The sequence below is a fragment of the Mycobacterium shimoidei genome (assembly GCF_900417275.1).
Taxonomy (GTDB): Bacteria; Actinomycetota; Actinomycetes; order Mycobacteriales; family Mycobacteriaceae; genus Mycobacterium; species Mycobacterium shimoidei.
In genome coordinates, this window is the sequence record NZ_UEGW01000001.1 from 1,889,379 (window position 1) to 1,906,239 (window position 16,861).

Here is a 16,861-nt window from a genome sequence, read left to right on the forward strand (position 1 = left end):
CCCGCGGGTCACGACCATCTAAGGAGTCTGACGTGTACGACATGCCGAAAGAGATCGACGTCCGCGCCGACGGGCCGCTGCGGATCATCACACTGAACCGGCCGGATTCACTGAACTCGGTCAACGACGACCTGCACCACGGGCTGGCGAAGTTGTGGCAGCGGATGAGCGACGACCTGACGGCGCGAGCGGCGGTACTCACCGGCGCCGGGCGGGCGTTCTCGGCCGGCGGAGACTTCCATTACCTCGCCGAATTGGCCGGCGATGCCGACCTGCGCGCCAAGACCATCGCCGACGGCCGGGAGATCGTGCTGGGGATGGCGCGCTGCCGAATCCCGGTGGTGGCGGCCGTCAATGGGCCGGCCGTCGGACTCGGGTGCAGTTTGGTCGCGCTCAGCGACATCGTCTACATCGCCGAAAACGCGTACCTGGCCGATCCGCACGTGCAGGTCGGGTTGGTGGCCGCGGACGGCGGCCCCATCACCTGGCCATTGCACATCAGCCTGATGCAGGCCAAGGAGTTCGCCCTGACCGGCGCGCGCATTACGGCTCAGCGCGCCGTCGAACTGGGGTTGGCCAATCACGTGGTCGACGATGCGGTCGCCGAGGCGACCGCCTGCGCCCGGCGGATCCTGGAATTGCCGCAGCAGGCCGTCGAGAACACCAAGCGCGTCCTCAACGTGCACCTCGAGCGCGCGGTTCTGGCCACCATCGATTTCGCGCTGACCGCCGAGAACCAGTCGTTCCAGACCGAGGATTTCCGCAACATCGTCACCAAGCTGACCGCCGGCAAGAACTGACGCCCAGCCACTCGCAAAGGAGGGCACGGCCACCGAGGTGTCCGGGCCATAAAATCCTGGAGATGAACATCGCCGAGCTGATCGCCGCGGCGCGTGACGGGTCACCGCGGGCGGCCGGCCGATTGCTCAGCCTGGTCGAGGGCGAGCGCCGTGACGAGGTGCTGGAAAGCCTCGGCCCGTCGTCGGTGCACGTCGTCGGGATCACCGGACCGCCGGGCGCGGGCAAGTCGACGACGGCCGCGGCCTTGGTGGGGGCTTACCGCGAGCGGGATTTGCGGGTCGCGGTGCTGGCCGTCGATCCGTCCTCGCCGTTCAGCGGTGGTGCGTTGCTCGGCGACCGGATCCGAATGACCCGGCACATCAACGACTCCGAGGTGTTGATTCGTTCATTGGCGACTCGCGGTCACCTGGGCGGGCTGGCCGCCGCGGTGCCGGCCGCCATCCGGCTGCTCGGGGCACTGGCTTACGACGTGGTGCTGCTGGAAACCGTCGGCGTGGGCCAGTCCGAGATCGAGATCGCCGCGGTCGCCGACCCGACCGTCGTCATCCTCAACCCGGGAGCCGGCGACGCGGTGCAGGCCGCCAAAGCGGGGCTGTTGGAGGTTGCCGACATCGTCGTGGTCAACAAGGCCGACCGCGAGGGCGCCGAGCAGACTATTCGCGATTTGCGCGCCGAGACCAGTGCGCCCATCCTCAGTCTCGTTGCCGCCAAGGGCGAAGGGCTCGCGGAACTGATGGACGCAATCGATGCCCATCACCGCACGGACAGCCACGCGCGCCGGCTGGCCAGGGCGCGAGCACAAATCTTGTCGCTGGCACAGACTCGGCTGCGAACGCATCCCGAGCTCGACCGGCTGGCGGAAGCGGTTGCCGAAGGTCGCAGCGATCCCTACTCAGCCGCTGAAACCCTGCTTTCTGCTCACCACAGATAAATAGCCAACACGGCGCCCCACAGCGCGACCAGCCACATGTCGGTGCCGACGCGCAGCCAGCGCGGTGCGGTGCGCACCTCCATGAAGTGTTGAATAATCAAGCGCGCCTTGACCAATGCCATGACCAAGACCGCGATGGTGATGGATACGCTGGCGGACAGCATTCGGTCTGCGTGTACAGGCCCGAGCCACCATGTCGCGACGGTGATGGCGGAAAGAATCAGCCACACATAGGTAAGCCGTGCCGTAGCGCTCATAGCTTTACCTCATCACGTAGAGCAGCGCAAAGATGACAATCCACAGCAGATCGACCATGTGCCAATAGGTAGCCCCGGCCTCGGCCGTGGACACCCGCCGCTGCGCCGAGTGTCGGACATTGACGATCACGACGCCCAAAAACACCAGCCCGAGTGCGACATGGAACAGGTGCACACCGGTGAGCAGGTAGTAGAACATGAAGAAGTCGTTGTGGGGAAACGTCAAGCCGTGGCTGATCTTCGACGTCCACTCGTAGGCCTTGATCGCGATGAACAGCACGCCGCACAGGCCGCCGTACGCGATGAGCCGTGCCGCCTGCGCGTCATCTTCGGTCCGGACCGCTTGGACACCGCGCGCGACAAACCACGAGCTGGCGATCAGCACCAACGTGTTGAGCGCACCGATGTTGAGCGAAAGTTGCTGTTGCGAAGCTAAAAACAGCTCGTGCTGCTGGGTGCGGTAAACCATGAAGATGATGAAATACGCGCCGAAAATGATGAGATCGCCGAGGACGAAGACCCACATGCTGCCATCGCCGGGAAGGTGCGCTGGCCGCGTGCGGTCGGCGGCTGTTCGGGTCTGGGTCACTAGTCCGGCACCAATTCACCCACGGGTTGGCGCTCGACGGCCTTCTTCAGCAGCACGATCAGACACACCTGCCAGAACGCGAAAATCGCGGTGCCCATCCAGAAACTGATCGAACCGTTCCACGCCAGCGGCCCGGATCGGAAAATGAACACCGGTGCGGCGAGCAGCTCGGTGACGATCTGCCAAATCGAGATATAGGCAAGCCATTTGGGGAAGACTTCATTGCGGTCCAGCAGGATAGCGATCGCGAAAACCAGGTAAGCGGTGGAAAAACAACCCAGCGACCCGACGAACGACAGGAAGGTCAGCTCGTATAACAGCGCGACGATCTCGGTGCCGCGGTCCGGGCGGAACACCGCGGTCAAAAATGAAATCGCAGCCATCAGACATCCGGGCAGCGCGCCGACCGCCAACGCACCCATATACGCGTAGCCGAACGCCGGGCTGACGGACATCCGTTTGATCTCAAACACCACAATGCCGTTCGCCACTCCGGCGAATCCGATGACGATCATCAACAACGCAAAACCGATCTGAATGGTCAGCGCATGCTGATGCAAGAAGTTCACCATCTGATCGGCGGTGACATCCGGGCGCGGTGGCGGCATCACCCGGGTAAGCGGGACGAAGATCAGCCCGAACAGGGTGTAAAAGGTCGGCACCACCCAGAAGCAGATCCACAGATCGGTGTTGCGTTGTGGCGCTGCGGTATCGGTCATTGGCCAGCCTGCTGCTTGATCGCAGCCCGCAGGACGAAGAACATCACCACGACATACACCGTGAACGCGCCGATCCGTAGCCAGAACGACACCAGGCCGTCCCAGGCCAGCGGGCCGGTGCGAAACACCGCGGCGCACGCGGCCGGCGTCATGGCCGCGGCCGTGACGACGCTGAACGGCGCAACCCAGCGCGGAAATACCGGCCGCGGCGGGGCATCTCGGGCATCCAAGTACACGGCCAACGCCAAGCACAGATTCTGCACTACGAGCATGCCGACCGGCGCGATGAAGGTGATCCAGGCCAGGTCGTTGAGCAGCTGAATCAGCTGCGGGTTGCGTTCCGGCCGGTAGGCCGCCACCAGCCAGAAGATATCGGCGAGCGCGAACAGTGTTGCCCCGCTGACGACCGCGGTCAAATAGCAGTAGGCGAGGACCTGGGTGGGGGTGGCCATCCGTTTCATCTGAACGACGATCAGGGCGAACAGCGGGACCAGCATGATGCCGAACAGGTTGTAGGTGATCATGCTGAACCGGATCATCGTGGTGTTGTTCGCGTAGAACTCGGCCACTTGATCCGCAGTCATGCCGGGCGACATCGGCGGAAAAAATCCCGGGAACGACAAGAACGCGACAAGCAAGACGACACCGACCACGGGTGTCAGCCACAGGCAGATCAACTGCCCACGGAGGCTAGGCCGAGGCGGCGCCTGCTGCACCCGCGCAATAGTCGACATCAGCCGTCAGGCTAGCCGATCGGCTAGTCCACGGTCAATAGCCGATCGGCTAGGCTGACGGCTGTGGCGTCCACCAAGCCCGAAACCCGGCTGCGATCCATCGAGCGCAGCGCCGCGCAGACCCGCGTCCTGGATGCCGCATTGCGCCTGATCGCCGAAAATGGTGTGGGCGGAACGTCATTGCAAATGATCGCCGATGCCATCGGCGTCACCAAGGCCGCCGTGTACCACCAGTTCAAGACCAAAGACGAGATCGTGATCGCGCTCACCGAACGCGAACTCGCCGGCCTCGAGGAGGCGCTGGAAGCCGCCGAAGCCGAGCGATCCCAACTCCGGGCCCGTGAAATGCTGCTCGACGGGGTCATCGACTTGGCCGTCAAACGCCGCGGCGTGGCGAGCACCCTGCAATTCGACCCGGTCATCGTCCGGCTGCTCGCCGAGCACCAGCCGTTTCAGCAATTCATCCAACGGCTTTATAGCGTGCTGGTCGGTGACGCCGGCGACGACGCCCGGGTCACCGCGGCGATGCTGTCCGGGGCCATCGCCGTCGGCGTCATGCATCCACTCGTCGCCGACGTCGACGATGACACCCTGCGTTCGCAGCTGGTCCGGCTGACCCGCCGATTCATGGAAACGTCGGCAGCGATAACCTGACGCGTCATGACACGTTCTGCCGACGAACTGGTAACCGAATTCTGCAAACTGTGGTCTTCGCCCGATCCGGACAAGCTGGCCTCGTACTTCGCCGAAGACGCCGTGTACCACAACATCCCAATGGAGGCGGTCCAAGGGCGCGAGGCGATCCGAGACTTCATTGCCGGGTTCACCGCCGCATTCGACGGCATCGACTTCCGGGTGCATCGACAAATCTGCGACGGAACCATAGTGATGAATGAACGCACCGACGTGATGCACAGCAAGGACGGCAAAGAGATACCGCTGCCGGTGACCGGCGTCTTCGAAATACGCGACGGCCAAATCACCGCATGGCGAGACTACTTCGACATGGCCACCATCACGGGCGCGATGAGCTGACCGGCCGCGACAAGCGCTGCGTGCCTTAGGCCGTCCCACCTGCCAGGTGCTATAAAAGCCAGATGACGGAGGGTGCGGCGGAGTTGGTACCGGTCCTACCTGCCCACCGGTTCGACGAAGCTGCGCTGCAAAGCTATCTGCGCGGACGGTTGCCGGGGTTCGACACCGCGATAAAAGTTCGTCAGTTTCAGGGCGGTCAGAGCAACCCGACGTTTCACCTGCACACCTCCGATGGTGAGTATGTGCTGCGCAAGAAGCCACCCGGAAAGCTGCTGCCCCGAGCGCACGAGGTGGAGCGCGAACACCGGGTGATGGCGGCGTTGGCCGATACCGATGTACCGGTTCCACGCATGTGGCTGCTCTGCCAAGACGAATCAGTAATCGGCACAACATTCTTCGTCATGGACTACGTTCCGGGGCGAATCTTTGCCGATCCGGCCCTGCGCGAATGCACGCCGGAGCACCGCGCCGCGATCTATGAGGATCTCGCCCGCGTGCTGGCTGCGCTGCATCGCGTGGATTGGCGCGCGGTCGGTCTCGAGGGGTTCGGCAAGCCGGAGGGTTACATGCAACGCCAAGTCGCGCTGTGGACCAGGCAGTGGCAGGCAGCGCGGGTGGAGGATATGCCGGCGATGGACCTGTTGGCGGAATGGCTGCCCGAGCGCCTGCCACCTGACGACGAGCCGGCGTGCATCGCCCATGGTGACTACCGGTTGGGCAATGTCCTGATCCATCCGAGTGAGCCGCGCGTGGTTGCGGTGCTGGACTGGGAACTTGCGACCATCGGCCATCCGCTGGCCGACCTGGGCTATACCTGTCTGATGTACCACCTGCAGCCCGAGGACCTCGGTGCCGCGAGTGGAGTCGCAGGCAAGGACCTGAGTGGCACCGGCATCCCCGACGAAGACTCCTTCGTTGCGAGCTACTGCCGCTACATCGGCCGGGAGGTGCCGGATTCGCTCGACGTTTTCGTGGTCTTTTCCATGTTTCGTCTGGCATCGATAACTGCCGGCGTCTATCGCCGTGGGCTTGACGGGAACGCCGCGGACTCTCGCGCGGCCAGTTTCCGCGAGCGCTATCGCGTCCTGGCGCAAACGGCTTGGGCGTTGGCGCAGGAGATGAATTAGTTCAGCGGCTCACCCGTCGCTGCCCGGTGACCGGCGCGGTATCCGAAAACCATTGCCGGGCCGATGGTTCCGCCTGCGCCACCGTAGGCGCGGCCGGTGACTCCGGCCATCGCATTACCCGCGGCGAACAGGCCGGGAATCGGTGCGCCGCTGACGTGCAATACCCGTCCGTCGCGGTCGGTGCGCGGGCCGCCCTTGGTGCCCATCGCGCCCACCGAAATCGGCACCGCATAGTAGGGCGCGGTGTCGATCGGTCCGAGCGTCTTGCCGGCCGTTGTGGCCGCATGCTCGTCGCCCCAGTAACCGTCGTATGCACTGGAGCCTCGCCCGAAGTCGGGATCGGACCCGGCCGCGACGTTGCGGTTCCAGTGATCGATCGTGCGGGTCAGACCGTCGGGATCGATGCCGGTCTTGGCGCCCAGTTCGGCGAAGTCCGCCGACGCGCAGAACCAGTCCGGGACCGCCTCGCCGGGCGCGACGCCCAAAAAGCCGTAACGTTTCAGATGTAGCGAGTCGAAGACCATCCACGCCGGGTCGTTGACGAAGCCTCCGCGCGGATCGAAGTAGTGGAACGCGCCGGCCATCGAGTTGTAGTCGCAAGCCTCGTTGACGAATCGCCGTCCGGCCCGGTTGACGATGATGCTGCGCGGGCGGGTTCGTTCCAGCCGTACGCTGCGGCTGCGTTGATGGCCGTCGATGGTGTCGCCCGGGATCTGCACGATCGGCACCCACCATGCTTCACCCATGTTGGCCAGTTCGGCGCCGTGCGCCATTGCCATCCGCAGACCATCGCCGGTGTTGTTTGGTGGCGACACCGCGCCGTGCATCGGGCCGCGCAGAAAAGCCTTGACCCACGGCGGATTCCATTCGAATCCACCGGTAGCGAGCACGACACCGCGACGCGCGAGTACCGTCTGCGCTCGGCCCGCCACATCAACGCGTACGCCGGCGATTCTGCCGTCTTCGGCTATGAGTTCCAGACCCGGGGCGTGAGTCTGCGGCGTGACGCCCAAATCCAGTATTCCCCTGAGCAACCCGGCGATCAGCGCGGTGCCGGCCACGCACAAGTCGGCTCCTCCGTCGACGTCCGCGTGCAGCCGGGCACGGGTTTCGGCGTCGAATCCGACGTTGGACCAATCCGCGGGAAACGACGTGATCCGGTCACGCCAGTCACCGAGCAGTGCCAGATCGTACGGCGCGGCACACAAAGACCGGCCGCCGGACGGTCGCCCGCCGGGCAGCTCGGGTTTGTAATCGGGAAAGCCGGTCGCGATCTCGAAACGCAGACCGCTGTGCGCCTCGACGAAGTCGAGCATCGCAGGGCCGGTCCGCACAAAGGTCTCGACGAGTGCCTCGTCCATCGAACCGAACGACTGGGCTTGCAGATAACGCAAGGCATCAACGACCGTCAATTCTCCATCCGGACAGCGGTTATGGGCGGGGATCCACACCACGCCGCCCGAGACAGCGGTGGTGCCGCCGACCGTGGCGGACTTCTCGTATACCGCCACCGAAGCGCCGTTGACCGCTGCGGCCAGAGCGGCCGTGAGGCCGGCGCCGCCGGTGCCCAGCACGACGACGTCGGCTTCGCGGTCCCAAGACTGCGTGTCAGGCATGAACGTCCTTTCAGCTCAAAGTCGCCGATAGCTCCTTGGCCGCCTTGAGCACCGCGTCCTTACCGCGCATCACGACGTCTTCGCGATGCGAGATCAGGTTGATGCACGTCGGCGGCGACGGCGGTTCGCGATGAACCGGCACGGCCAGCCCGTAAGTGTTCGGCTCGATCTCGCCGTGCGTGACGACCCAGCCCTGATCGCGGGCGCGCGCGACAAGATCGCGTTCGCCCGGACGCGGGGGCAGGCTGGCCAGCAACGCGATACCGGCCGCGCCTCGGTTCAGCGGGTAGCGGCTGCCTTCGTGAAACGCCAACTGATAGGCCACCTGGGTGGGCACGATCACCGCGACCGCCACCTGCTGGTCGCCCTCGGCGACAAGCAGCGACACCGTGGTGCCCAGCTCGTCGGCCAGGGCGCGCAGCGTCGGCAGGCTCACCTGCCGCAAGTTGTGGTCGAACGACGCGCCCAGTACGGCGAGCCCGGCCGCCGGGCGGTATCGGCCGTCGTCGCCCTTGGCGATCAATCGGAATTCGGCCAGCGTGCCGAGCAGGCGATACGCGATCGTCCGGTGCACCCCGAGGCCGTCGGCGACCTGTTGCACCGTCATCCCGCCCGGTGCGTTGGCCACCAACTGCAGCGCAGACAGGCCCCTGGCCAGGGTCTGCGAGCCGTTCACGACTCGACGGCTTTTCTTGACAGACCTCGAACCGAGAGTGATGCTCTATACATAGTGCACATCAATGTGCGATTTTAGCACAGGCGGTTGGCGCTAGACGAGAACCGAATTTCCGCACGAGATGAGGAGCCGGTGGCCGACCACGAGAGCATCTGGAGCGATCTTCAAGGTGTCGCGTTCGAACAGGGCTATCTGGACGCCGGTGGCATCCGGACCCGCTATCTGCGGGCCGGTGAGCCCGACAACCCGGTGCTCATCCTGTTGCACGGATCCGGCGGACACGCCGAGGCCTACGTGCGCAACCTGGAAGCGCACGGGGAGCATTTCTGGACCTGGGCGATCGACATGCTCGGGCATGGCTACACCGACAAGCCCGGCCATCCGCTTGAAATACCGCACTATGTCACGCATCTGATCGCGTTTCTGGACGCGATCGGCGCCGAACGAGCCAGCCTGTCCGGCGAGTCGCTCGGCGGCTGGGTCGCCGCCCGCGCCGCCATCGACCACCCGGAGAAGGTGGATCGGCTGGTCCTCAACACCGCAGGTGGTTCGCAAGCGGATCCGGAAGTGATGCAACGGATTATCACGTTGTCGATGGCGGCCGCCGAGGATCCGTCCTGGCAGACCGTGCAGGCGCGGATCAAGTGGTTGATGGCAGACAAGTCGAAGGACTACGACGATTTGGTGGCCAGCCGGCAACGGATATACCGCCAGCCGGGTTTCGTGGCCGCGATGCGCGACATCATGGCATTGCAGGACCCCACGATCCGGGCGCGCAACCTGCTCGGTCCGGCCGAGTACGGAGCTATCACCGCGCCGACCCTGGTGCTGTGGACCAGCGACGATCCCACCGCCGATGTCGCCGAGGGCCGCCGAATCGCGTCGATGATTCCCGGCGCGCGCTTCGAGCTGATGCCCGGCTGCGGACACTGGCCGCAGTATGAGAACGCCAAGACGTTCAACCGGCTGCATCTGGATTTCCTGCTGGGACGCTCGACGTGACCGAAAGCCGCACGCAGGACGCAGCCGTCGTCGTGGTGGGAGCCGGTCCGGTTGGGCTCACCCTGGCCAACATCCTTGGCCTGCAGGGAGTTCGCACGATCGTGGTCGAGGAGCGCTCGTCGCTGATCGACTATCCGCGCGGAGTCGGCCTCGACGACGAGGCGTTACGCACCTTCCAGGCGATCGGCCTGGTCGATGCGATCCTGCCGCACACCGTGCCCAACCAGATCCTGCGGTTCGTCGACGCCAAGCGCCGGCTGCTTGCCGAAATGGCGCCCGCCGACGCGCGATTCGGCTGGCCCAAGCGCAATGGGTTCGTGCAGCCGCTGGTCGACGCCGAATTGCTCAGGGGCCTGGACCGATTCGAGCATGTCGAGGTGTGGTGGGAGCGTCCGATGACCTCCTGCACACAGACACCCGACGCGGTGACGGTCGAGCTCGGCGGCGCAGAGCCCGCCGGTGTGCAGGCCCGCTACGTCGTCGGCTGCGACGGCGGACGCAGCACCACCCGACGGCTGATGGGGGTGTCCTTCGACGGCACCACGTCGTCGACCCGCTGGCTGGTCGTCGACGTCGCCAACGATCCGCTCGGACATCCCAACAGCGAAGTAGGGGCGGACCCCCGGCGTCCATTTGTCTCGATCTCGATCGCCCATGGAATTCGGCGGTTCGAGTTCATGATTCACGCCGACGAATCCGACGAGCAGGCGGAGGATCCGGCGTTTCTGGCTCGGATGCTCGCACCGCTCGTACCGCACCCCGACCGGGTCGACGTGATCCGGCGCCGGGTCTACACCCACCACTCCCGCATCGCCGGGGCATTCCGACGCGGGCGCATGCTGCTGGCCGGCGATGCCGCGCACCTGATGCCGGTCTGGCAAGGGCAGGGCTACAACAGCGGGATCCGGGATGCCGCGAATTTGGGCTGGAAGCTGGCGGCGGTGATCAACGGCCAGGCCGACGACGCGCTGCTCGACACCTACGACGTGGAACGACGCAAGCACGCCCGCGCGATGATCGACCTGTCCACGTTGGTGGGCCGGGTGATCTCTCCGACCAACCGCCGGGTGGCCGCCGCCCGCGACCTGCTGGTGCGGTCGGCGTCAATTGTGCCGTCGCTCAAGCGGTATGTGCTCGAGATGCGGTTCAAGCCGATGCCGCGCTACGAGACCGGGGCCGTGGTGCATACCGTGCCCGACTCACCGGTCGGCACCTTGTTCGTGCAGCCCCGGGTGGATCTGCGCGAGCGCCAGGACGTTCTGCTCGACGACGTGCTCGGCACCGGGTTCGCCGTGCTGTGCTGGAACAACAACCCCCGCGAAATCCTTGGCGCTCAGGAGTTTGCGAACTGGAAGGCGATCGGGGCCCGGTTCGTCGCAGCGCGGCCACAGACGCAACTGCACTGGACCGGACACGATGATCCTGACGTGGTGATCGTTGGAGACCGCGACGGTGATCTGAAAGGCTGGTTCGACAGCCACCGGGAGTCCGTGCTGTTCCTGCGCCCCGACCGGTGTATCGCCGGCGCCTGCATCGCTCAGCTCGCAGGCGAGCTGAGCGCCAAGCTTTTCGACGTCCTCACCTTGACTCCGGGAGGAAGCCATGCCGATAGCCCTGTGCTGTATGTCCCACAGCCCACTACTGAATCTGCCCGGGCCGTCGCAGGACCTCCTTGATGACATCGAGACGGCGCTGTCCCAGGCCCGTAATTTCGTCGCTGAGTTCGCCCCCGAACTCGTGGTCATCTTCGCCCCGGACCACTACAACGGGTTCTTTTACAAGCTGATGCCACCGTTTTGCATTGCCACCAGCGCAACCGGTGTCGGCGACTATGGCACTCACAGTGGTCCGCTGGACGTTCCCGAGGACATCGCCGACGGCTGCGCCAAGGCCGTTCTGGCCGCCGACGTCGACATCGCGATCTCGAGCTGCATGGAGGTCGACCACGGCGCCGTCCAGCCCCTGGAGAAGCTGTTTGGAGACGCGACGGCGCGGCCGGTGATTCCGATCTTCATCAACTCGCTGGCCACACCGCTGGGGCCGCTGCGGCGTTGCCGCACGCTCGGCACTGCGGTCGGCAAGTACCTTGTGTCGCTGGGCAAGCGCGTCCTGGTTGTGGGATCCGGTGGCCTGTCGCATGATCCGCCGATTGCGACGCTGGAAACCGCGAACCCGCAAGTCGCGCGCCGGATCGTGCACGGTGACCCGATGACGTCTGCGCAGCGACAGGCCCGGCAAGTGGCGGTGATCGAGGCAGCACAGCAATTGGCCGAAGGCCGCAGCGACCGGCAACCGATCAACCCGGCCTTCGATCACCGTTTCCTGGAGATCGTCGACGCCGGCCAGCTCACCGACCTCGATGGGTGGTCCAATTCCTTTATCGCGCACGAGGGCGGCAACTCGGCACACGAAATCCGCACCTGGGTGGCGGCATTCGGTGCACTTGCGGCGGCGGGCACCTATGAGACCACGGTGCGTTACTACAAAGCCGCGCCGGAACTGATCGCGGGGTTCGCGGTCCGAACGGCGGTGCCCTGCTCATGAGTCACGAAGTGGACGTGCTGGTAATCGGCTCAGGCGGCGGCGGCATGACCGCGGCGCTGACCGCCGACGCCTGTGGCCTGAACACCCTGGTCGTTGAAAAATCAAGCCACTTCGGCGGTTCCACCGCGCTGTCCGGCGGCGGGATCTGGGTGCCCGGCGCGCCTGCGCAGCGCCGGGAGGGCTACGCGCCGCCGCCCGACGGCGTCGTGGAATACCTGCGGCACATCACCGAGGGCCTGGTCAGCGAGCCCCGCATCCGGCAGTACGTCGAGTCCGCGCCCGCCATGATGGAGTTTCTCGAGCAGCTCAGCCCGTGGTTCGAGTTCGTGTGGAAGCCGGGCTACGCCGACTATTACCCGGAGTTACCGGGCGGCTCAGAACTGGGCAGCACCATCAATGTGCCGCCGATCGACCTGCGCAGGCTAGGGGACGACGAGCAGCACCTATTGCAGCCCCTGGCATTGGCGCCGCGCGGAATCTGGCTGGGACCCAAAGAGCTTCGGTCGTTTTATCAAGTCCGCCAATCGTGGCAGGGCAAAGCCGTGCTGGTGAAGCTGGTCTGGCGGATGGTGCGGGCACGGGTTTTCGGCGACCGGATCGCGGCTATCGGCCAATCGCTGGCGGCGCGACTGCGGCTGGCGATGAAAGATCGCGGCATTCCGCTGTGGCTGGACTCGCCGATGACCGAGCTACTCACCGACGGCGACGGGTCGGTCACCGGCGTGATGATCGTGAAAGACGGTGTGACACAGCAGATCCAAGCGCGCTGCGGCGTGATCCTGGCGACCGGCGGGTTCGACCACGACCTCGCGTGGCGCAAGGAGCACCAGCCGGTCGTCGACCACGACTGGAGCTTCGGCAATCCCGCAGCCACCGGTGACGGCATCCGCGCCGGTCAAAAGGTCGGGGCTGCCACCGATCTGCTCGACGAAGCCTGGTGGTTCCCGGCCATCCAATGGCCGGACGGGCGGCTGCAATTCATGCTCAACGAACGCATGATGCCGGCCCAGTTCATCGTCAACGGTGACGGGAAGCGGTTCATCAACGAGGCCGCGCCCTACATGGACTTCGGTCACGCCATGATCGAGGGGCAGAAGACCGGCGTGACCCACATTCCATGCTGGCTGATCACCGACCATCGGTCGTGGAACCGCTACGTCATCGCCGGGCATCTACCGCTGCCGAAGATTCCGGGATCCCCGGTGCCCACCGGCCGAAAGGTCCCGCAGGAGTGGCTGGAATCAGGAGTGGTCAAAAAAGCGGCCAGCTGGGACGAACTGGCCGCCGAGATCGGCGTGCCGGCCGGTCAACTTCGCGACACTGCAGCACGTTTCAACGAACTGGCGCAGCGCGGCCACGACGACGATTTCAACAGAGGTGACAGCGTCTACGACAACTACTACGGAGATCCCACGTGTACGAACCCCAACTTGCGTCCGCTCGGTAAACCGCCCTACTACGCATTCCAAGTCATTCTCGGCGATCTGGGCACATCGGGTGGGCTGCGCACCGACGAGTATGCCCGGGTGCTGCGCGCCGACGACCGCGTGGTGCGCGGCCTGTATGCGGTGGGCAATACGGCAGCGCCGGTGATGGGCCGCAGCTACGCCGGTGCCGGCGCCACTATCGGGCCGGCGATGACGTTCGGCTATGTCGCGGCCAAACACCTTGTCAGCCAACGGTCAACCCTTATTGGAGGTAACCAGTGAAAATCTCACTGTTCTACGAGTTCGCCCTGCCCCGCCCCTGGGCCCCCGACGACGAGCGGGTGCTGCTGCAGGACTGCCTCGACGAGGTGGAGGCCGCCGACAAGGCAGGCTTCTCGACAGTGTGGTTGACCGAGCATCACTTCCTCGAGGAGTACTGCCATTCCACCGCGCCGGAGATCTTCTTGGCGGCGGCCAGCCAGCGCACCAAGAACATCCGGCTGGGGTTCGGCATCATGCATATGCCGCCGGCGGTGAACCATCCGGCCCGGGTCGCCGAACGGATCGCCACTCTCGATCTGATCTCCAACGGACGCGTGGAGTTCGGCACCGGAGAGTCGTCGTCGGTCGGCGAGCTCGGCGGTTTCAACATCGATCCCGCCGACAAGCGGGCGCAGTGGGAAGAAGCGCTCGAGGTGGCGATCCGGTGCATGATCGAAGAACCATTTTCCGGATTCAACGGCCGGCACATCCAGATGCCGGCACGTAACGTCATCCCCAAACCCATGCAAAAGCCGCATCCACCAGTGTGGGTGGCCTGCACCCGCCCGTCATCGGTTCAGATGGCAGCCCAAAAGTGCATCGGCGCTTTGAGTTTCGCTTACACCGGTCCCGGCCCGCTGACCGAGCGGGTCAACGGCTACTACAAGGAGCTCGAGGAAAGCGGCGTCCCGGCGACCCCGCAGATCAACCCGAACATCCTCGCCATCGGCGGTGACCTGTCGATGATGGTCGCCAAGACCGACGAGCAGGCCCTTGAACGTCTCGGAATGGGTGGCGGATTCTTCTCGTTCGGGATCATGCACTACTACATGACCGGCGTACACACACCCGGGCGTACCGGCGTGTGGAAGCGCTACCTCGAAGAATGCGAGAAAGACCCGACACTGGCCTACGGGCCTGGCCGCGGCGCCATCGGCTCACCGGCCACCGTGCGGGAGTTCCTGCGCGGCTACGAGGACAGCGGCGTCGACGAGATCATCCTGCTGCTCAACCCGCGCAGCCACGAAGGCACCATGGAATCCATCGAGATCATGGGCTCCGAAGTGCTGCCCGAATTCATCGAGCGCGACGCGAAAGCGGTGGCCGACAAGGCGAAGCGACTGGAGCCGGTCATCGAGAAGATCGAGTCGCGCCGACCGGCGCCGACGGCGCCGGAGTTCGACGAGAGCTACTCGTTCGGTGGCCTGCCCACCGGTCGCGGCGGCAAGTTCACCGCCAGCGAGATCCCCGAAGCAATGGCCGAGATCAACGAGGGCCGGGTCTTGGCGGCCCAGCGTGCCAAAGAAGCCCAAAACGCCGAAGAACACGGTTCGTGATCGAGCAACTCTGGCGATATGACGGGCGCCGGGCGGTGGTCACCGGCTGCGCGTCGGGCATCGGAGCCCACGTCGCGCGTCAATTGACCGAGCTCGGCGCGGACGTCGTCGGACTGGACACGCGTCGACCAGCCTTCGATATCGGCGAGTTTCACCAGGTAGATCTCGCCGACGCGGCCTGTATCGATCGGGCCGTCGCTTGCCTGGGAACGCGGGTCGACGCGCTGTTCAACATTGCCGGGGTGTCCTCCGGCATCGGTGATCCACTGCTGGTCGTCACCGTCAACTTCCTGGGCCTGCGGCACTTCACCGAGGCGGTGATCCCCCTGATGCCGTCCGGTTCGTCGGTGGTCAGCACGTCATCGTTGGCGGCGGCAGATTACCTGGACCACCGCCAGACGGTCGCTCCGCTGCTGAAAACCGGGTCCATGGCCGAGGGAGTCGACTGGTGTCGCCGCCACCCCGATGCGCTGGCCGGCGGGGGCTACCGGTTGTCGAAAGAAGCGATCATTCTCTACACCATGAGAAGTGCAGCGCCCCTTGCCGCCCGGGGCATCCGGATCAACTGCACCGGACCCGGCGTCACCGAAACCCCGATCCTCGACCAACTGCGCAGCGCCTACGGTCAGGAATATCTCGACGACATCCCCAAGCCGATGGGCCGGACAGCCGATCCCGCCGAACAAGCTGCCGTCCTGGTGTTCCTGAACAGCCAAGCGGCCAGTTACATTTCAGGTCAAGTGATCTGGGTCGACGGTGGGACCGTGGGAACCACCATCGCCGACGGACTACAGGAAGGACCGGCATCGTGGCCAGCCTGACCGAATTTCGCAAGGTCGCCCGTGAGGTCAGCAACTGGGGCCGATGGGGAGAAACCGACGAGCTGGGCACCCTGAACCTCATCTCGGCCGAGAAGATCGCCCACGCGGCAAGCCTGGTCAAGCACGGCAAAGTCTTTCCGCTGGGCGTGGACTTCGGATCGTCCGGACCACAGGGCGCGTTCAAATTCCGCCACAACCCGATCCACGTCATGACCGTCGACGGGGGCGACACCGCCGCGCTAGCCCAATACGGCGCACACTGGCCGCGCAATCCGGCCGCCCACGAGATGAGCAAGTACTTCCGGGACAACCCATTCCGCTTCAACGACGACATGATCATCATGCCGCTGCAGGCCGCGACCCAATGGGACGCGCTTTCCCACGTCTATTACGACGAGCAGCTCTACAACGGCTTCCCGGCGGATTCAGTGACCAGCTTCGGTGCATTCCACTGCGGGATCGACAAGGTCGACAGCAAGGGCATTACCTCTCGCGGTGTGCTGCTGGACCTGGTTCGTCACCGCGGTGTAGACACCTTCCTCGAACTCGGCAATCCCATTACCCCCGAGGAGCTCGACGACGTCGTTCGTGCGCAGGGCGTCACGATCGAACCGGGCGACATCGTGTTGATCCGAACTGGTTGGTGGACACGGTTTGCGCAGACCGGCAACGGCAGCGAACCCGGTTCTGGCTTGGACTGGCGCTGCGCCTCGTGGTTACACGACCACGACATCGCCGCGGTGGCCGCCGACAACCTCATGGTGGAAGATCCGGTATCCGGCGTCGAGGGAACGGTTTTGCCCATGCACATGCTGTGCCTGCGCGACATGGGCCTGATGCTCGGCGAGTACTGGGACCTGACCGCGTTGGCAGCCGACTGCGCGGCCGACCGGGTGTATGAGTTCCAGCTCATCGCTCCACCGCTGCGAGTAGTCGGCGCGGTGGGCTCGCCACTGAACCCGATCGCAATCAAGTAGGAACGAA

General features: G+C 65.0%; 18 protein-coding genes. 12 read left to right on the forward strand and 6 right to left on the reverse strand.

Annotated features, from left to right (window positions below; translation table 11 throughout):
- Positions 1–32: 32 nt before the first annotated feature.
- Together MSP7336_RS09300 and meaB are read left to right on the forward strand one after the other, a co-directional pair.
- On the forward strand, positions 33–800 hold the full coding sequence (locus MSP7336_RS09300; RefSeq protein WP_069395844.1) for an enoyl-CoA hydratase/isomerase family protein: 768 nt from the start codon (positions 33–35) through the stop codon (positions 798–800).
- Positions 801–862: 62 nt separating this feature from the next.
- Entirely contained in the window at positions 863–1,732 is an 870-nt protein-coding gene (gene meaB, locus MSP7336_RS09305; protein ID WP_069395845.1) for a methylmalonyl Co-A mutase-associated GTPase MeaB, read from the forward strand.
- On the opposite strand, the gene MSP7336_RS09310 is transcribed toward meaB, so the two are convergent.
- The 4 genes from MSP7336_RS09310 to MSP7336_RS09325 are packed head-to-tail and all read right to left on the reverse strand — an operon-like array spanning position 1,720 to position 4,031.
- Positions 1,720–1,989: a cytochrome C oxidase subunit IV family protein gene (locus MSP7336_RS09310; RefSeq protein ID WP_069395846.1), complete on the reverse strand. Its 270-nt coding sequence runs from the start codon at positions 1,987–1,989 to the stop codon at positions 1,720–1,722. The two genes, meaB and MSP7336_RS09310, sit on opposite strands and share 13 nt — an antisense overlap.
- Before the next feature lie 4 nt (positions 1,990–1,993).
- Positions 1,994–2,578, reverse strand: a complete 585-nt coding sequence (locus MSP7336_RS09315; protein ID WP_069395847.1) for a cytochrome c oxidase subunit 3 family protein — start codon at positions 2,576–2,578, stop codon at positions 1,994–1,996.
- Positions 2,578–3,297: a hypothetical protein gene (locus MSP7336_RS09320; RefSeq protein ID WP_069395848.1), complete on the reverse strand. Its 720-nt coding sequence runs from the start codon at positions 3,295–3,297 to the stop codon at positions 2,578–2,580. Before MSP7336_RS09320 ends, MSP7336_RS09315 begins: the two co-directional genes overlap by 1 nt.
- Positions 3,294–4,031: a hypothetical protein gene (locus MSP7336_RS09325; RefSeq protein ID WP_069395849.1), complete on the reverse strand. Its 738-nt coding sequence runs from the start codon at positions 4,029–4,031 to the stop codon at positions 3,294–3,296. Before MSP7336_RS09325 ends, MSP7336_RS09320 begins: the two co-directional genes overlap by 4 nt.
- Before the next feature lie 129 nt (positions 4,032–4,160).
- On the opposite strand from MSP7336_RS09325, the gene MSP7336_RS09330 reads away from it, so the two are divergent.
- From MSP7336_RS09330 to MSP7336_RS09340, 3 genes are all read left to right on the forward strand, one after another.
- Positions 4,161–4,685 (forward strand): TetR/AcrR family transcriptional regulator, encoded by a 525-nt coding sequence (locus MSP7336_RS09330; protein WP_113964845.1) that lies wholly within the window; start codon positions 4,161–4,163, stop codon positions 4,683–4,685.
- Positions 4,686–4,691: 6 nt separating this feature from the next.
- Entirely contained in the window at positions 4,692–5,066 is a 375-nt protein-coding gene (locus tag MSP7336_RS09335) for a nuclear transport factor 2 family protein (RefSeq protein WP_069395851.1), read from the forward strand.
- Positions 5,067–5,128: 62 nt separating this feature from the next.
- A complete protein-coding gene (locus MSP7336_RS09340; RefSeq protein ID WP_113963587.1) occupies positions 5,129–6,193 on the forward strand; it encodes a phosphotransferase in 1,065 nt (354 codons plus the stop codon).
- On the opposite strand, the gene MSP7336_RS09345 is transcribed toward MSP7336_RS09340, so the two are convergent.
- Both MSP7336_RS09345 and MSP7336_RS09350 read right to left on the reverse strand, forming a co-directional pair.
- On the reverse strand, positions 6,190–7,809 hold the full coding sequence (locus tag MSP7336_RS09345; protein ID WP_069395853.1) for an FAD-dependent oxidoreductase: 1,620 nt from the start codon (positions 7,807–7,809) through the stop codon (positions 6,190–6,192). The genes MSP7336_RS09340 and MSP7336_RS09345 overlap by 4 nt on opposite strands.
- Positions 7,810–7,819: 10 nt before the next feature.
- Positions 7,820–8,485 (reverse strand): IclR family transcriptional regulator, encoded by a 666-nt coding sequence (locus MSP7336_RS09350; protein WP_232321007.1) that lies wholly within the window; start codon positions 8,483–8,485, stop codon positions 7,820–7,822.
- 132 nt (positions 8,486–8,617) lie between these two features.
- Here MSP7336_RS09350 and MSP7336_RS09355 point away from each other — a divergent pair, with 132 nt between their 5' ends.
- From MSP7336_RS09355 to MSP7336_RS09385, 7 genes are read left to right on the forward strand one after another with little or no spacing between them, the layout of a single operon-like run.
- On the forward strand, positions 8,618–9,487 hold the full coding sequence (locus tag MSP7336_RS09355) for an alpha/beta fold hydrolase (RefSeq protein ID WP_069395855.1): 870 nt from the start codon (positions 8,618–8,620) through the stop codon (positions 9,485–9,487).
- Positions 9,484–11,163 carry a bifunctional 3-(3-hydroxy-phenyl)propionate/3-hydroxycinnamic acid hydroxylase gene (locus tag MSP7336_RS09360; protein ID WP_069395856.1) on the forward strand — a complete coding sequence of 560 codons (1,680 nt, stop codon included), beginning with the start codon at positions 9,484–9,486 and terminating at the stop codon, positions 11,161–11,163. Before MSP7336_RS09355 ends, MSP7336_RS09360 begins: the two co-directional genes overlap by 4 nt.
- Entirely contained in the window at positions 11,111–12,031 is a 921-nt protein-coding gene (locus MSP7336_RS09365; protein WP_069395857.1) for a 3-carboxyethylcatechol 2,3-dioxygenase, read from the forward strand. The genes MSP7336_RS09360 and MSP7336_RS09365 overlap by 53 nt, the downstream gene beginning before the upstream one ends.
- Positions 12,028–13,740, forward strand: a complete 1,713-nt coding sequence (locus MSP7336_RS09370; RefSeq protein WP_069395858.1) for an FAD-binding protein — start codon at positions 12,028–12,030, stop codon at positions 13,738–13,740. The genes MSP7336_RS09365 and MSP7336_RS09370 overlap by 4 nt, the downstream gene beginning before the upstream one ends.
- On the forward strand, positions 13,737–15,056 hold the full coding sequence (locus MSP7336_RS09375; protein ID WP_069395859.1) for an LLM class flavin-dependent oxidoreductase: 1,320 nt from the start codon (positions 13,737–13,739) through the stop codon (positions 15,054–15,056). Before MSP7336_RS09370 ends, MSP7336_RS09375 begins: the two co-directional genes overlap by 4 nt.
- Positions 15,053–15,877, forward strand: coding sequence for a coniferyl-alcohol dehydrogenase (locus MSP7336_RS09380; RefSeq protein ID WP_069395860.1), 825 nt, complete (start codon positions 15,053–15,055; stop codon positions 15,875–15,877). The genes MSP7336_RS09375 and MSP7336_RS09380 overlap by 4 nt, the downstream gene beginning before the upstream one ends.
- Entirely contained in the window at positions 15,865–16,854 is a 990-nt protein-coding gene (locus MSP7336_RS09385) for a cyclase family protein (RefSeq protein WP_181786685.1), read from the forward strand. The genes MSP7336_RS09380 and MSP7336_RS09385 overlap by 13 nt, the downstream gene beginning before the upstream one ends.
- The last annotated feature ends 7 nt before the right edge of the window (positions 16,855–16,861 follow it).

Bases quoted from the DNA above. Each gene is read 5' to 3' on its own strand.
- meaB (WP_069395845.1), top strand. From the start codon at position 863: ATGAACATCGCCGAGCTGATCGCCGCGGCGCGTGACGGGTCACCGCGG.
- MSP7336_RS09310 (WP_069395846.1), bottom strand. From the start codon at position 1,989: ATGAGCGCTACGGCACGGCTTACCTATGTGTGGCTGATTCTTTCCGCC.
- MSP7336_RS09320 (WP_069395848.1), bottom strand. From the start codon at position 3,297: ATGACCGATACCGCAGCGCCACAACGCAACACCGATCTGTGGATCTGC.
- MSP7336_RS09325 (WP_069395849.1), bottom strand. From the start codon at position 4,031: ATGTCGACTATTGCGCGGGTGCAGCAGGCGCCGCCTCGGCCTAGCCTC.
- MSP7336_RS09335 (WP_069395851.1), top strand. From the start codon at position 4,692: ATGACACGTTCTGCCGACGAACTGGTAACCGAATTCTGCAAACTGTGG.
- MSP7336_RS09340 (WP_113963587.1), top strand. From the start codon at position 5,129: ATGACGGAGGGTGCGGCGGAGTTGGTACCGGTCCTACCTGCCCACCGG.
- MSP7336_RS09345 (WP_069395853.1), bottom strand. From the start codon at position 7,809: ATGCCTGACACGCAGTCTTGGGACCGCGAAGCCGACGTCGTCGTGCTG.
- MSP7336_RS09365 (WP_069395857.1), top strand. From the start codon at position 11,111: ATGTCCCACAGCCCACTACTGAATCTGCCCGGGCCGTCGCAGGACCTC.
- MSP7336_RS09370 (WP_069395858.1), top strand. From the start codon at position 12,028: ATGAGTCACGAAGTGGACGTGCTGGTAATCGGCTCAGGCGGCGGCGGC.